Annotated in this window: 13 protein-coding genes; 9 read left to right on the forward strand and 4 right to left on the reverse strand. The window is 67.6% G+C overall.

Annotated elements, in window-relative coordinates; translation table 11 throughout:
• Window positions 1–23: 23 nt before the first annotated feature.
• A complete protein-coding gene (locus AC5P5R_RS09230; RefSeq protein ID WP_164281568.1) occupies window positions 24–2,555 on the forward strand; it encodes a methyl-accepting chemotaxis protein in 2,532 nt (843 codons plus the stop codon).
• Between the two features lie 77 nt (window positions 2,556–2,632).
• On the opposite strand, the gene AC5P5R_RS09235 is transcribed toward AC5P5R_RS09230, so the two are convergent.
• Complete coding sequence (locus AC5P5R_RS09235) at window positions 2,633–3,019, reverse strand: DUF2628 domain-containing protein (RefSeq protein WP_024957921.1); 387 nt, start codon at window positions 3,017–3,019, stop codon at window positions 2,633–2,635.
• A gap of 216 nt (window positions 3,020–3,235) precedes the next feature.
• On the opposite strand from AC5P5R_RS09235, the gene AC5P5R_RS09240 reads away from it, so the two are divergent.
• Complete coding sequence (locus AC5P5R_RS09240; protein ID WP_005411154.1) at window positions 3,236–3,409, forward strand: hypothetical protein; 174 nt, start codon at window positions 3,236–3,238, stop codon at window positions 3,407–3,409.
• A gap of 60 nt (window positions 3,410–3,469) precedes the next feature.
• On the opposite strand, the gene AC5P5R_RS09245 is transcribed toward AC5P5R_RS09240, so the two are convergent.
• Window positions 3,470–5,515, reverse strand: a complete 2,046-nt coding sequence (locus tag AC5P5R_RS09245) for a TonB-dependent receptor domain-containing protein (RefSeq protein ID WP_049418129.1) — start codon at window positions 5,513–5,515, stop codon at window positions 3,470–3,472.
• A 495-nt stretch (window positions 5,516–6,010) separates the two neighbouring features.
• On the opposite strand from AC5P5R_RS09245, the gene mdoH reads away from it, so the two are divergent.
• The 5 genes from mdoH to hemC all read left to right on the forward strand — a co-directional run bounded on the left by mdoH (window position 6,011) and on the right by hemC (window position 11,924).
• Entirely contained in the window at window positions 6,011–7,936 is a 1,926-nt protein-coding gene (gene mdoH, locus AC5P5R_RS09250) for a glucans biosynthesis glucosyltransferase MdoH (protein ID WP_005414555.1), read from the forward strand.
• Window positions 7,937–7,986: 50 nt separating this feature from the next.
• Window positions 7,987–8,646, forward strand: a complete 660-nt coding sequence (locus tag AC5P5R_RS09255) for an alpha/beta hydrolase (RefSeq protein WP_049395439.1) — start codon at window positions 7,987–7,989, stop codon at window positions 8,644–8,646.
• Between the two features lie 3 nt (window positions 8,647–8,649).
• Window positions 8,650–9,693 carry a sensor histidine kinase gene (locus AC5P5R_RS09260; protein ID WP_172476269.1) on the forward strand — a complete coding sequence of 348 codons (1,044 nt, stop codon included), beginning with the start codon at window positions 8,650–8,652 and terminating at the stop codon, window positions 9,691–9,693.
• Window positions 9,694–9,703: 10 nt separating this feature from the next.
• Window positions 9,704–10,435: a LytR/AlgR family response regulator transcription factor gene (locus tag AC5P5R_RS09265; protein WP_005411148.1), complete on the forward strand. Its 732-nt coding sequence runs from the start codon at window positions 9,704–9,706 to the stop codon at window positions 10,433–10,435.
• Window positions 10,436–11,012: 577 nt separating this feature from the next.
• Window positions 11,013–11,924, forward strand: coding sequence for a hydroxymethylbilane synthase (gene hemC, locus AC5P5R_RS09270; protein ID WP_100438908.1), 912 nt, complete (start codon window positions 11,013–11,015; stop codon window positions 11,922–11,924).
• 118 nt (window positions 11,925–12,042) lie between these two features.
• Here hemC and AC5P5R_RS09275 read toward each other — a convergent pair whose 3' ends face one another.
• Window positions 12,043–12,819 (reverse strand): DUF481 domain-containing protein, encoded by a 777-nt coding sequence (locus AC5P5R_RS09275; RefSeq protein WP_005411146.1) that lies wholly within the window; start codon window positions 12,817–12,819, stop codon window positions 12,043–12,045.
• Window positions 12,820–12,925: 106 nt separating this feature from the next.
• Entirely contained in the window at window positions 12,926–13,528 is a 603-nt protein-coding gene (locus tag AC5P5R_RS09280; protein ID WP_164281729.1) for a LolA-like protein, read from the reverse strand.
• Between the two features lie 81 nt (window positions 13,529–13,609).
• On the opposite strand from AC5P5R_RS09280, the gene AC5P5R_RS09285 reads away from it, so the two are divergent.
• Window positions 13,610–14,581, forward strand: coding sequence for a helix-turn-helix transcriptional regulator (locus AC5P5R_RS09285; protein ID WP_005411144.1), 972 nt, complete (start codon window positions 13,610–13,612; stop codon window positions 14,579–14,581).
• 26 nt (window positions 14,582–14,607) lie between these two features.
• Window positions 14,608–15,402 (forward strand): MetQ/NlpA family ABC transporter substrate-binding protein, encoded by a 795-nt coding sequence (locus AC5P5R_RS09290; protein ID WP_012481327.1) that lies wholly within the window; start codon window positions 14,608–14,610, stop codon window positions 15,400–15,402.
• Window positions 15,403–15,434: the final 32 nt, after the last annotated feature.

The following is a 15,434-nucleotide window of genomic DNA, read 5'->3' on the forward strand; positions in this document are numbered from 1 at the left end:
TGAACTGCCTTGCGGACCCCTCCATGCCTTCTTCCCGTTCCGCCGCTGCCCGCCGCCCGGGCAGCATCGCCCACAAGCTGATGCTGGGCACCGCCGTCATCGCGCTGCTGTGCTTCGGCCTGACGGCGTTCCTGATCTATCGCCAGGCCAGTGCCAGCCTGATCGATGCCTCGCGCCAGACCATGACCAGCGAGGCCAACGCTGAAGCGCGCCAGGTCGCCGCCGATCTGGGCACGGCGTTTGCCAGCAACGATGCCATGGTCGAAGCCGTGCTCGCCCAGCGTGCGCGGGGCGACGTGCCCGATCGCGCCAGCCTGGCTGCCGTGCTGGGCGAGCAGCTGCGCACCCACCCGGAGTGGCTTGGCAAGAGCACCATGTGGGAGGCCGATGCCTTCGATGGCAAGGATGCCGAGTTCGCCAATACCGCGATGCACGATGCCAGCGGCCGCTACATGAGCTACTGGGCCTGGCATGACGGCAAGCCGCAGCAGTCGACCATGACCGACTACACCGAAGCCGCCGACGGCTCGGCCGACTGGTATGTGGTACCCAGCCGCGACAAGCTGCCCAAGGTCAGCGAGCCCTATGCCTACGACATCGCCGGCCAGCAGGTGCTGATGAGCACGTTGAGCTCGCCGATCGTCGAAAACGGTACCTTCCTCGGCGTGTTCACCGTCGACTTCTCGCTGGCGGCGCTGCAGAAGCACCTGGCGACGCTGACGCCGATGGGCGCAGGCCGCGTCGAGCTGCTTTCGCCCAACGGCGTGGTGCTGGCCTCGGCGAATGCCGCCGAGATCGGCAAGCCGCGCACCGACGCATTGACCCGCAGCATGCTGGCCGACATCGCCGCCGACCGCCGGTTCGAAGCCTTCACGCCCGATGCAGCCGGCAACGTGCGCGTCTACGTGCCGCTACGCGTGGGCAATGCCCCGCAGCGCTTCGCGCTGGGCGTGGTGATGCCGCACGCGGTGATCGTGGCCGAGGCGCGCCAGCTGCTGTGGTTGACGCTGCTGGTGGGCGTGGTGGCCGCGCTGACGCTGAGTGCCGGTGTCTATGTGCTGCTGCGCCGCCTGGCGATCCGCCCGTTGGCCGAAGCGGCGCGGGTGGCGGGTGACGTAGCCGCCGGCAAGCTCGACAGCACCTTGCCTGCGCGCAGCAACGATGAAGTGGGCCGCCTGCTGGACGCGATGCAGGGCATGCGCGGGCAGCTGCAGGCGGTGATGGCGGCGCAGGCGGAAATGGCGCGCCGCCACGATGCTGGCGAGCTGAGCTACCGCATGGACGCCACTGCCTTCCCCGGCGAGTACGGCCGCATGGTGGCCGACAGCAACCAGCTGGTGGCTTCCAGCAATGCGGTCACCCAGCGCCTGGTCGAGGTGATGCAGCGTTACGCGGTGGGTGACCTCAGCGTGGACATGGAAGCGCTGCCGGGCGAGAAGGCGGTGTTCACCGCAGCGATGGCCACCACCAAGAGCAACCTGGCCGCGATCAACGAGCAGATCCAGCAGCTGGCCGCCGCTGCGGCGGCCGGCGACTTCGCTGTACGCGGTGATGCCCAGCGCTTCGACCACGATTTCCGCCGCATGGTGGAGACCCTCAACATCATGATGCAGGTCAGCGATCACAACCTGGCTGAGCTTTCGACGCTGCTTCGCGCGATTGCCGCCGGCGACCTCAGCGCACGCATGCGCGGCGATTTCCATGGCGTGTTCGCGGTGATGCGCGACGATGCCAACAGCACCGTGCAGCAGTTGACCCAGATCGTCGGCCAGATCCAGCAGTCGGCCGCCAGCATCCGCCTGGCGGCGGGTGAGATCGCTGCGGGCAACAGCGATCTCTCGCGTCGTACCGAGCAGCAGGCCGCCAACCTGGAAGAAACCGCCGCCTCGATGGAGGAGCTGACCTCCACCGTGCGCCAGAACGCCGACCACGCGCTGCAGGCCAATACCCTGGCAGCATCCGCCGCTGACGTTGCCAGCGAGGGCGGGGAAGTGGTCAACCAGGTGGTGCAGACCATGGAGCAGATCGAGGCCTCCTCGCAGCGCATCGCCGAGATCATTTCGGTGATCGACGGCATCGCCTTCCAGACCAACATCCTGGCGTTGAATGCGGCGGTGGAAGCGGCGCGGGCCGGTGAGCAGGGCCGCGGCTTCGCGGTGGTCGCCAGCGAAGTGCGCGCGCTGGCGCAACGCTCGGCGGGCGCAGCGAAGGAGATCAAGGAACTGATCGACGCATCCGTGGCGCAGGTCGGTGCCGGTGCGCAGCTGGTGCACGGTGCGGGCCGTACCATGCAGGCCATCGTCGGCCAGGTGGGGCGCGTCAACGAGATCATGGCCGAGATCTCGGCTGCGTCGCGCGAACAGTCCGCCGGCATCGAGCAGGTCAACCAGACCGTGGTGCAGATGGATGAGACCACCCAGCAGAATGCCGCGCTGGTGGAGGAAGCCAGCGCCGCGGCGCGGGCTATGGAGGAGCAGGCCGAGCAGCTGGCCGTGGCGGTCTCGCGCTTCCGCCTGCAGGCCGAACCGGAGGCCATGGCCCGCCGCGCGGCCTGATCCCGGAAACGAAGACGCCCGGCGGGGGCCGGGCGTCGGTTGCATCCTTGCCGCGCATCCTGCGCAGGTCTGATGGCTCAGAACATTCCTTCAAACGGGTTCCAGCTGGTACGTCCTTCCACCTTCTCCAGGTAGTAGCTGTAGTTGGTGCTGGAGGCGACCAGCAGGTTCATGGCGATGAACAGCATGCGCCCGACGACGTCCGGAAGGAACATGGTGATGATGGCCAGCGCGATGTTGATGCCGATCACCACCAGTGCCTTGCGCCACATGCCAAGAATCAGCAGGTAGATGGCACCGAAGAACAACGCGAAGAAGTTCAGGTTGATCTTCAGGCGGTCACCAAAGGACAGCGCCTTCCAGGCCTGCTTGAAGCCGGGGTTCTTGGGGGCGCCGTGCTGGCGGAAGAAGTTGAAGCGGAACTGCCACTTCGGGCTGAACTGGGACAGGTCAGTGGTATTCATTGGGGGAGACATCCCTGTGAGAAAACGTTTTCATGATAGGACAAGTCCTATTCAGGATCCAAGCGTCACCGTCAAAAATGTGACGCCTGCCTTGTTCCGGCTGCTGCGGCAGGGGCGCGCACCGTCACCCGCCCGCCTTGTTTTTAGGATAGGGTGCGCAGTTCCGCTGCCGCACCAGCTGAATCCGTGCGGCGGCGGGATGTCCATGGAGGTTGCATGACCACACCTGCTACACCGGAAAACGCACCGGGACCGGTGCTCCTGCCGACACCTGAAGTGGTGCAGGCACAACAGCTGCTCGCACGCCAGCAACTGGCGGTGGCGATGGACCGTGCACGCACGGCGGCTACGCAGAGCGCGGCGCCCGCCGCCGCATTGGAAAGCGAGTAATCCGCAACACCGCCGATCGCGCTGGCCCGTCGCCAGCGCGATCGCGGCGGACGCTCTTGGTCAGAACCGCGCGGTCATGCTGAGGAAGTAGCTGCGCCCGGCCACGAAGTAATCGGTGGAGCCTTCCGCATACAGCTTCTTGTCCGCCAGGTTGCTGACACCGCCACGCAGGGTCAGTACCTCATTGACGTTCCAGGCGGCGGTCAGGTCATACAGCGTGTAGGCCTTGAGGAAGGTCGTCGCCGTGCCGGCCTGCCTGCCGGTGTACTGCGCCGACAGGCTGCTGGAAAACACCGCGTCGGGCGTCCAGTCCAGCGACGAATAGCCCGAGAATTCGGGGGTATCGATCAGGTTGCGGCCGGTGGTCAGGTTCCTGGCTTCCTTCATCCATGTCGCCGAGGTGCGCCAGCGCCAGTGCTCGCCGAAGCGGACATTGAAGCTGCCTTCCATGCCGCTGGTGCGTGCGCGCTGCACGTTGCTCATCCGCGTCCACCAGATGCCGTTGAACCTGCCCAGCGGTGCGTACTCGATCTTGTTCCTGAAGTCGGTGTGGAAGTAGGTCAGGCCGGCATCGACCAGATCGTTGTCGAAGCTGATGCCGATTTCGCGGTTGGTGCTGGTTTCCGGGTCCAGGTCCGGGTTGCCGGCCATGTAGCAGCCGCCGCGGGTATAGCCCAGCGGAATCAGCGAGGTGCAGCCACGGCCACCGGACTGGGTGGCGGCGCTGGCGGAGTTCTCGGTCAGGCTGGGGGCGCGGAAGCCCTTGGAAACGCCACCGCGGATGGTCCATTGCTCGGCCGGATGCCAGACCAGGTAGGCGCGCGGGCTGACGTGGCCACCGAACGTCTCATGGTGGTCCAGGCGCGCGCCCAGGGTCAGTGCCAGGGTGCGGTGCAGCTTCACTTCGTCTTCGACGAACAGGGCCCAGGTATCCACTTCCAGATCGGAGCCGCTGACGGCATTGCCGGCATAGTCGATCGGCGCGCGGCCGATGGTGTCGGTGTTGGTCAGCTCCTGGCGCTTCCACTGGCCGCCCACGGCGAACTGGTGTTCAACGCCGAGGGTGAACGGCGTGGTCAGGCTGCCCTCGATGATCGTATCGGTGGCTTCGGAACGGCCGGTAGCACCGATGTCGTTCCTGTACTCGGTCCAGTACGCACTGATCTTCGAATTGCCGAAGCTCCACTTGCCATCGTGGTTGAGCGCCAGCGAGCTGCGCTTGAGTTCGCTGGCACCCCAGGCGCCTTCATCCTGCTTTTCCAGCGAAGCGTCGATGAAGGCCTGCTGCACGCCATGGCCGGCTTCGAGCGACAGTTCCTGCGCGTCGCTCAGTTTCCACTGCAGCAGCGCATCGACATTGCGGTCCTTCTCGCCTGCATACGCGTTGCCGTAGACACCACCATTGGAGCGATCCGAATCGCGGCGCATGCTGTTGGCACCGATGCGCAGGCCGAAGCGCTCGCCGAGCGGGCCGGAGAACGTCGCACCGATCTGCTGGGTGTCGCCGCGCTTGCCGTCGCCCGGGCGGGTATAGCTGTGGGTGGCGCTGCCGCTCCAGTCATCACCGATGCGCCGGGTGATGATGTTGATCACGCCGCCCATGGCGTCGGAGCCATACAGCGACGACATCGGTCCGCGCACCACTTCGATGCGCTCGATCTGGTCGGGCGAGATCCAGTTCAGGTCCTGGCGGCCCAGGTCCGGCCGGTAGTTGGTCGAGGCCGAGCTGCCCATGCGCTTGCCGTCCACCAGCACCAGCGTGTAGTTCGACGGCATGCCGCGCAGCTTGATCTTGGACTGCTCGCCAACCGCACTGAGGCCACCGGTCACGCCGGGCACGCGGCTGAGCAGGGTGGCCAGGTCGTGCACCGGCTGGCGCGCGATGTCCTCGCGGCTGATCACGCTGATGCTGGCCGGCGCATCCTTGATCCATTGCTGGTTGCCCGAGGCGGTGACCACCACGGTATCCAGGTCCTTGGTGGAGGCATCGGCGCTGGCCTCTGCAGCGGCCACGCCGGGCAGGGCCAGCAGGCAGGCGGTGGCCAGGGCACTGGCCAGGCGGGTGCGCGGCAGGCGCGCGGAACGGGAGCGGAACGGCTGGGACATGACGGCTTCCATCGAATGAGGGGGGACCGGATGGAAGCAGCGGGCACACGCAGACAAGCAGGCAGGCCCCCTTCCATGGGTCGTAGGGCGCACGGTTCGGGCCGGCGCAGCTGGGTGGGTCTCGGCCGTACGGAAGACGGCGACCTGCCTGGTTAATGAAATGATAACCGTTCGCGTTTGTTACGATCCAGTACCCGGTGCCACGAAGCGACATTCCGCTGCGCGGTCCGCCATCGCCTGCTGTTTGCTGAATGGGGATAAATCCCGGCGTAGACCTTCGCACTCGGCTTACATCCGGCGCCCTAGACTGGGCCGCATTTTCGATTCCGCCCCGTTGGAGATCGTGTGGGTTCCGGTAGTGACAGACAGCGACTGTGCGGCCAAGGGCCGGTACAGCCAGGACAAGTGCGGGCGCCGGGAAGGCGCGCCGGGAACCTTCGCGCATGCAGCCCGGCCGGGACGGCCGGCCATGCCGATCGTGGGGAGTAAGCGGTGATGGGGGGTCAAACCATCCACGCGGAAGCGGATGCGCCCCGGCTCGACGCCGGCTGGGCGCTGCTGCCGGCCGAATCTCCGCTGCCGATGCCCGAACAGACCCTGCGCGAAGGCAAGCTGAAGGTCCGTCGGCACCGTACCTCGCCACGCCTGATCGGCCTGCGCCGGTTCTACATCTTCGGCGGCACCCTGGCCATGACCGCCATCGCCACCCGCATGATGTGGCGGGTGCTGTCGGCCAATGGCATCAGCGTGCTGGAAGCCTGCCTGCTGGTGCTGTTCGTCGGCCTGTTTGCCTGGATCGCGCTGTCCTTCGCCAGCGCCGTGGCCGGCTTCCTGACCGCCGTGTTCGACCGTGGCTATCGCCTTGGCATCGACCCGGACAAGCCGCTGCCGACCGTGCACAGCCGCACCGCGCTGCTGATGCCGACCTACAACGAGGATCCGCGCCGACTGCTGGCGGGCCTGCAGGCGATCTACGAGTCGGTGGCCGCCACCGGCCAGCTCGAACGCTTCGACTTCTTCGTGCTCAGCGATACCCGGCGCGAGGACATCGCACGCGCCGAGGAGCAGGTATTCGCCGAACTGCGCGAGCGCGTGCCGGACGGCCAGACGCGGCTGTTCTACCGCCGCCGTGGCGACAACAGCGGGCGCAAGGCCGGCAACATCGCCGACTGGGTGCGCCGCTTCGGTGGCGCTTACCCGCAGATGCTGATCCTGGACGCCGACAGCCTGATGACCGGCGACAGCATCGTGCGCCTGGTGGCCGGCATGGAACACAACGCCGATGTCGGCCTGATCCAGACCCTGCCCTCGGTGATCGGTGGCCGCACCCTGTTCGCACGCATGCAGCAGTTCGGCGGTCGCGTGTACGGCCCGGTGATTGCCCGTGGCGTGGCCTGGTGGCATGGCGCCGAGAGCAACTACTGGGGCCACAACGCCATCATCCGCACCCGTGCCTTCGCCGACCACGCCGGCTTGCCAGCGCTGCCGGGGCGCAAGCCGTTCGGCGGCCACGTGCTCAGCCACGATTTCGTCGAAGCGGCGCTGATGCGCCGTGGCGGCTGGGCCGCGCACATGGTGCCGTACCTGGGGGGCAGCTACGAAGAAGGCCCGCCGACCCTGACCGACCTGCTGGTGCGCGACCGTCGCTGGTGCCAGGGCAACCTGCAGCACGGCAAGGTGGTCGGCAGCCGTGGCCTGCACTGGATCAGCCGCACTCACATGCTGATCGGCATCGGCCATTACTTCACCGCGCCGATGTGGGCGATGCTGATGCTGATCGGCATTGCGATCCCGCTGTTCCAGGAAGGCATCGATTTCAACGCCCTGCTGCACCTGTCACCCAGCGTGTACTGGCGGGCCCAGGACGAGGAGCAGGTGGTGCGCCTGTTCGCCGCCACCATGGCGGTGCTGCTGCTGCCCAAGGTGCTGGGCTATCTGGCGATGCTGCTGGACCCTGTCGACCGCCGCGGTTGCGGCGGTGCGATCCGTGCGTTCGTGTCGATGCTGGTGGAGACCGTGCTGGCCGCACTGATGGCACCGGTGGTGATGTACGTGCAGTCGCGCGGCGTGGCCGAAGTGCTGTCCGGCCGCGATTCCGGCTGGGACGCACAGCAGCGTGACGATGGTGGCATCTCGTGGATGGCCTTGATCCGTGGCTACGGCGGGCTGGGTGTGTTTGGTGCGTTCATGGGTGTGCTGGCGTGGGCGGTGTCGCCGTCGCTGGCAGCCTGGATGGCGCCGGTGGTGATCGGCATGGTGCTGGCCGTTCCGGTGGTGGCGCTGACCTCCTCGCGCGGCCCGGGTGCCTTCCTGCATCGCCTCGGCCTGCTCGACATCCCCGAAGAGAACATTCCGCCACCGGTGCTGGTGCGCGCCGCGCAGCTGCGCCGGGAAGCCGCCGAGCAACCGCCGCTGTACTGATGGCCCTGCACCAGCGGCATAATGCGGCTCGAACTTGAAGGAGCCGCATCATGCTGCAAACGGTGGAACAGGAAACCGGCGCCTCGCCACAGTGGTCGGTAATCTGGCTGCACGGGCTTGGCGCCGACGGCCACGACTTCGCGCCGATCGTGCCGGAACTGGTGCGTCCGCACTGGCCGGCGCTGCGCTTCGTGTTCCCGCACGCACCGGTGCGGCCGATCACGATCAACAACGGCGTGCCGATGCGCGGCTGGTACGACATCGTCGGAATGGACTTCCGGTCGCGTGCCGACATGGCCGGCGTGCAGGAGTCGGTGCTGCAGCTGGACGCGCTGATCGCGCGCGAGATCGAGCGTGGCATCGTGGCGGAGAAGATCTTCCTGGCCGGCTTCTCGCAGGGCGGGGCGATCATCCTGACCGCCGCGCTGGCGCGCACCGCGCCACTGGCCGGCCTGATCGCCCTGTCCACCTATCTGCCCGAGGCCGACAGTGCCCGTCGCGTTGACGGTGCGGTGCAGGTGCCGGTGTTCATGGCCCATGGCAGCAGCGACCCGGTGATTCCGCAGGCGGTGGCCGTACACAGCGCGCAGGCCCTGCAGGCGCTGGGCCTGGAGGTGGAGTGGCACAGCTACCCGATGGCCCACCAGGTCTGCGCCGAAGAGATCCAGGCGCTCGGTGACTGGCTGCAGGAACGGTTGGGCGCTGCCTGAGCCATGCCCCCGGCCAGCACATCGCCGTGGATGCCGGAACTGTGCCGCCTGCCGCGGCTGGCGGCGATGCTCGGCCTGGCCCAGCTGGTGGTGGTGGTGCTGGCGCTGGCGCCCGATGGCAGCCGCCACTGGACCTTCGGCGAGCTGCTGTCGGCCAGCGGCTTCGCGCTGTGGCTGGCGCTGGCGGTGACCGCCAGCCTGTGCCTCCTGCGGCAGGCACTGTCGAGGCTGCCGCCGGTGCTGGGCGCTGTCGCGGCGATCGTGCTGGCGACCCTGATCGCGGTGGTCTGTGCCGGCATCGTGCATGCACTGTACGCGGTACTGGGCGACAACTTCGCCCGCGGCATCAGCTTCTGGCGCTTCACCCTGGGCAGTGCGGCAACCACGGCACTGATCGCCGCGCTTGCCCTACGCTACTTCTATGTGAGCGATCGCTGGGCAGCGCAGGTGCAGGCCAACGCGCGTGCCCAGGCCGATGCGCTGCAGGCGCGGATCCGGCCGCACTTCCTGTTCAACAGCATGAACCTGATCGCCAGCCTGCTGCATCGCGATCCGGCGGTGGCCGAACGCGCGGTGCTGGATCTGTCCGATCTGTTCCGTGCTGCCCTCGGCGCGGGCGAGGGCGACTCCACCCTGCGTGACGAATGCGAGCTGGCCGAGCGCTATCTGTCGATAGAGTCGCTGCGCCTCGGCGAGCGTCTGCAGGTGCGCTGGCAGCGCGATGAGCCGCTGCCGTGGGACCTGCCACTGCCGAGGCTGGTACTGCAGCCGCTGGTGGAAAACGCAGTGCTGCATGGCATTTCGCGGCTGCCCGAAGGCGGCACCATCGAATTGCAGCTGGTGCGCGAGGGCAGCGAGCTGCAGATCCGCGTGCGCAATCCCGCGCCCGATCCGCAGGCGCCGGGGTTGGCGCTGGCGCGTGGTGCCGGCCATGCCCAGCACAGCATCGCTCATCGGCTGGCCTGGCGCTTCGGCGCCGCCGCGCGGATGACGGCTGGCTGGAGCGAGGGCTACTATGCCTGCCAGGTGACAGTGCCGATCCAGTGAGGGGACGACCGTGAGGGTAGTCATCGCCGATGACGAACCGCTGGCGCGGGAACGCCTGCGCAGCCTGCTGGCGGCGCAGGACGGGGTGGACGTGGTGGCCGAGGCCGGCAACGGCGAGCAGGCCCTGCATGCGTGCGCGGAGCTGCAGCCGGACCTGGTCCTGCTGGATATCGCCATGCCCGGGCTGGACGGCCTGGAAGCCGCCCGCCACCTGGCCAGCTTCGAGCCGCGCCCGGCGGTGGTGTTCTGCACGGCTTATGACGCGCATGCGCTGTCGGCGTTCGAGGCGGCGGCCATCGATTACCTGATGAAGCCGGTCCGCGCCGAGCGCCTTGCCGCAGCGATCGCACGTGCACGCACGTTCCTGGCCGGCCGCGATGGCCAGCCGCAGGACAGCGGCGGGCAGCAGGCCCGCAGCATGCTGTGCGCACGCCTGCGTGGCAGCCTGCGGCTGATCCCGCTGGACGACATCCACTACCTGCAGGCGGAAGAGAAGTACGTGGTGGTGCACCATGCGCGCGGCGAGGACCTGATCGAGGAGTCGCTGAAGTCGCTGGAGGAAGAGTTCGCCAGCCGCTTCATCCGCATCCATCGCAACTGCCTGGTGGCGCGCCACGAGCTGGTGGAGCTGCGTCGAGGCTCGGGTGGTCAAGTGCAGGCGGTGCTGCGGCATGGCAAGCAGCCGCTGGAAGTCAGCCGCCGCTGCGTGGCGACGCTGAAGCAGGAATTGCGGCATCTGTGAGTGGTCCGCGCGGCCTGCGGCCGCGACTGCTTACTAGCAACGTCTGGAGCAACGGCAACTGCAACGGCGGTTGGTCGGCTCGTTGGTGCTACGTACTGGGTCGGGCCGGGGTGGGGTGGCGGGACACGCTGCAAGTACATCCCTGTAGCTCGATGGCGCCATCCATGGCGCCAACGGTCCCGCCACCCCACCCCGGCCCAACCCTCTCGTTTTTCCCGCGTCGGACGGCAAAGGCATTGTTGTTATCGGGTGGGGAAAGAGGGTCAGATCCCTTTTCCTGCGGAAAAGGGATCTGACCCCGGAAGCAATCGGCTGTTGCCTTTGCTTCTGCTTTTTCCTTTTTTTGATCTTCCGTGGCTGGCGCGCACGGAAACTTTCAGAGGTCGGGCGGGGTGGGCTGCGCAGGGGCGTGAGCCGCATGGATGCGGCGACCGAGCTTACATGGACGTACTTGCAGCGTCCCCTGCGTGGCCCACCCCGCCCGGCCACGCGCGGCTGTTGCTTTCATGACCCCTCCACCAGCCACGAGGGGCTCCGCCGTTGGCCGTATCCGCGCCGAAGGCGCGATAATGACCGGATGGAAACCGTCCGCATCGCCACCCGCAAGAGCCCGCTCGCCCTCTGGCAGAGCGAACACGTCGCCGACCGCCTGCGCCAGGCCCATCCCGGCTTGCATGTGGAACTGGTGCCGATGAGCACCCGCGGCGACGAAGTGCTCGACCGTTCGCTGGCCGCCATCGGTGGCAAGGGCCTGTTCCTGAAGGAGCTGGAGCTGGCCATGCTGCGCGGTGAGGCCGACTGCGCGGTGCACTCGCTGAAGGACGTGCCGATGGAACTGGACCCGCCGTTCGCGTTGCCGGCAATGCTGACCCGCCACGATCCCGCCGATGGCTTCGTCTCCAACCTGTACGCCTCGCTGGACGCGCTGCCGATCGGTGCGCGGGTCGGGACCTCGTCGCTGCGTCGCCAGGCGCAGCTGCGCGCGCTGCGACCGGACCTGGAACTGCTCGACCTGCGCGGTAACGTCAACACCCGGCTGGCCAAACTCGACAACGGTGGCTACGACGCCATCGTGCTGGCCGTGGCCGGCCTGGAGCGTCTGGGTCTGGGCGAGCGCATCGTCGCGCGCCTGCAACCGCCGCAGTGGTTGCCGGCCCCGGCGCAGGGCGCGGTGGCGGTGGAGTGCGATGGTGGCAATGCGCGGCTGATGGCGTTGTTCGCCCCGCTTGATGACGCGGCCACGCGTGCCTGCGTGGAAGCCGAGCGGGCGATGAACCGTGCGTTGCATGGCAGCTGCCACGTGCCGGTGGCGGCCATCGCGCAGTGGCAGGGCGATGACCTGCACCTGCAGGGGCTGGTTGGCAGCGCCAGCGATGGCCGTGCGGTGCGCGCCGAGGCCGTGGGCCCGGCCAATGAACCGGAACGCCTGGGCCAGCGCGTGGCGAAGCTGCTGCTGGACGATGGCGCTGGCGAACTGCTGAACGTCTGAACCACCGCAGGTAGTGCCGGCCGCTGGCCGGCAACCTCATGACGTCGATTGAATGCAGCTGCCGGCCAGCGGCCGGCACTACCGAAAGAAGAACGGGCGCCCTCGGCGCCCGTTCTGCTTATTTGAACTTGTAGACCACGTTCATCGTCGTCAGCGTATCGGTCTTGCGCTTGTCCTCGGCCACGTCACTGTTGTAACGCGCCTGCCAGCCGGCCTTCAGCGCCAGGTGCTCGTTCATGCTCACCGACACGCCGAAGTCGTTCTGGCCGAAGGTGTTGTACGAACCGGATTCGACCAGCAGGGTGTTGACCAGGTCGGTGTTGTCGGTCAGCGAGTACTTCATGTCGAACAGGCCGCGGCCGATCATGCCGGTGCGGGTGCGGTCGTCCTCGGTGCTGTGGGTGCGGCGCACACCGGGGCCGATCTGCGCGTCGAACGAGAAGCGCTCGGTGTTCCACAGGCGGGTGCCGTAACCCAGACCGAACGAGCTCTGGCGGTCGTAGGTGGCGAAGTCGTCGCGCTCGGTACGCACCGTGGCCGTCAGCTGGCGGTGCTCGCCCAGCTGCAGCGCGCTGCCGGCACTGCCGGTGTAGCGGTTGGCGGTGGTGTTGTTGCGGCGGGTGGTGGTGCCGTCGTCGCGGGTCTCGGTCACCTTGGAGCTGGAACGCAGGCCGGCCAGGTCCATGCTGTGCACCCAGTCGCCGTCGGTGTAGCGCAGGCGCAGGCGGCCGTTGAAGCTCTCGGTGCTGCTGTTGCCGCGTGCCGAGGCGAAGCCGAGCTCGCCGCCACTGCCGCTCCACGGCGAAGACATCGCCGCCAGTTCGGAGGCATCCTGTGCATACGCGAGCGGCGCGCACAGCAGCAGGGGGATCAGCAGGGACACGCGCAGGGACATCGGGGCTTCTCCGAAGCGGTTGACAGCCGGTGATGATACTGGAAGCGTGATGGCGGTCAGAATCGATCCAAGGCGCGCTTCAGCAGACGTTGCCGCGGACGCCTATTCAGGGCAGATCGATACGCAATGCCGGGTCGTTGAAGCGCGAATAGCGCAGGCGCAGCTGGAAATTGCGGCCATTGCTGCTGCCGCTGCGCACGATCTGCCGTGGCAGGCCCTGGGCGTCCACCCAGTACTCCAGGCGTTCGCCGGCCTGCGCGCCGCGCAGGCGGTAGTGACGGGTCTCGACTCCATCCAGCGATTGGCTGCCCAGGTCTTCGGCCTGCAGTTCGGCAGGCAGGGCGTCGGCCGGCAAGGGATTGCGCCACTGCTCCAGCAGGCCCGGCGGGGTGGGAACCTGGCGGATCGCACCGTCGCCCTGCAGGAACATGGTGTCGCCAATGATCGTCTGCGGCCCGCCCGGGGTCTGCACCCGGAAGCGGTCGGGGGCGACGAAGTCCATGGCACTGCGCACCGGCTGCGGCGCGCCCAGCACCTCCAGCTCGGCATGGAAACTGCCCAGGGCCGCAAAGCGTTGGCTGGCGCCGAGTACGGCCTGGGCCGGATCTGCCGCGGGCACGGGGGCTTCGGTCCTGGCCGGCGCCGGTGCGCGATCGCAGGCAGCCAGCAGCAGGCAGGCCAGCAGGGACAGGGCGGGCAACCGGCGCATCGGGCATTCCATGGGGGTGGGGGCGACCACGATAGCCCAAACGTCCCACACAAGACCCGCGACTCGGACATAATCGGGGGTATGGACCGATACGAACGCATCACCGCCCTGCATCGTCTGCTCAAGTCCGCGCGCTATCCGGTGACGGTGGCGACCCTGCAGGACAAGCTCGGTTGTTCCCGTGCCACCGTCTACCGCGACCTGGCCTTCCTGCGCGATGCGCTGATGGCACCAATCGAGGGCGACGGCGAGGCCGGCTTCCGCTACCAAGCCGACGAGAGCGACCGCTTCGAACTGCCTGGCCTGTGGCTCAGCTCGGAGGAGCTGCACGCCCTGCTGGCCTCGCAGCACCTGCTGGCGCGTACCGGCGGCGGCGTGCTGTCCTCGGTGCTGGCGCCGCTGCAGCAGCGTATCGAGAGCCTGCTGGCTGCCCAGGCCGGTGTCTCCAACTGGCCGGTGGACCGTGTGCGGGTAATCCCGCACCGCGGCCGCAAGTTCGATGAAGGCAGCTTCCGCAGCGTGGCCTCGGCGGTGCTGGAGCGCCGCCAGCTGGCGTTCGAGTACCGTGCCCGTTCCACCGACGAGCCGACCAAGCGCACCGTCTCGCCGCAGCGCCTGACCCATTACCGCGACAACTGGTACCTGGATGCCTGGGACCATGACCGCGAAGCCCTGCGCAGCTTCGCCGTGGACCGCATCCACAAGGCGCGCGTGGTCGACAGCACTGCCCGTGACGTCGCCGACAGCGAGCTGGACGAGCAGCTGGGTGCCAGCTACGGCATCTTCTCCGGTGCGCCGAAGGGCTGGGCGACCATCCTGTTCAGTGCCAAGGCCGCGCGCTGGGTGGCCGACGAGCATTGGCACTCCAAGCAGCAGGGCCGCTTCCTGGCCGATGGCCGCTATGAACTGAAGGTGCCGTACAGCGTCTCACGCGAACTGCTGATGGACGTGCTGCACTACGGCTCGGATGCCGAAATCGTCGAGCCGGTGATGCTGCGCGAGCAGGCCAAGGCGCTGCTCGAGCTGGCCCTGAGCAACTACGAAAAATCCTGACACTCCCCCCGAGAACTCCTCCGCCCATGAAGAAGACCCTGTTGCTGCCCCTGCTCGCCGCTGCGCTGGCCCTGACCGCCTGCGGCAAGTCCGGCGAGCCCTCGCAGAAGCTGGTGGTGGCCGCCACGGCCGTGCCGCATGCCGAGATCCTTGAGGTGGTCAAGCCGATCCTCAAGCAGGAAGGCGTGGACCTGGACGTGCGCGTGTTCAACGACTACGTGCAGCCCAACGACCAGCTGGTGCAGAAGCAGGTGGACGCCAACTACTTCCAGACCGAGCCGTACCTGGATGCCTACAACCGCGATCGCAAGACCGATCTGGTGAAGGTGATCGGCGTGCATATCGAGCCGTTCGGTGCCTATTCGCGCAAGGTCAAGTCGCTGGCCGAGCTGCGCGACGGTGCCGACGTGGTGATCCCGAACGACCCGAGCAACAACAGCCGCGCGCTGATCCTGCTGCACAAGGCCGGCGTGATCGAGCTGAAGGATCCGGCCAACGCGCTGTCGACCCTGCGTGACATCACCGCCAACCCGAAGAACCTGAAGTTCCGCGAGCTGGACTCGGCGATGCTGCCGCGCGTGCTGGACCAGGTCGACCTGGCCCTGATCAACACCAACTACGCGCTGGATGCGGGCCTCAACCCGACCAAGGATGCACTGGCGATCGAGAGCAAGGACTCGCCGTACGTGAACTTCCTGGTCGCGCGGCCGGACAACAAGGACGACGCCCGCGTGCAGAAGCTGGCCAAGGCCCTGACCAGCCCGCAGGTGAAGGCTTTCATCGAGACCAGGTACAAGGGCGCGGTGCTGCCGGCGTTCTGACCGGCGCTACGGACGTTCTGGCCATGCGGTCG

The organism is Stenotrophomonas sp. YJH_SMC_19 (assembly GCF_059367915.1).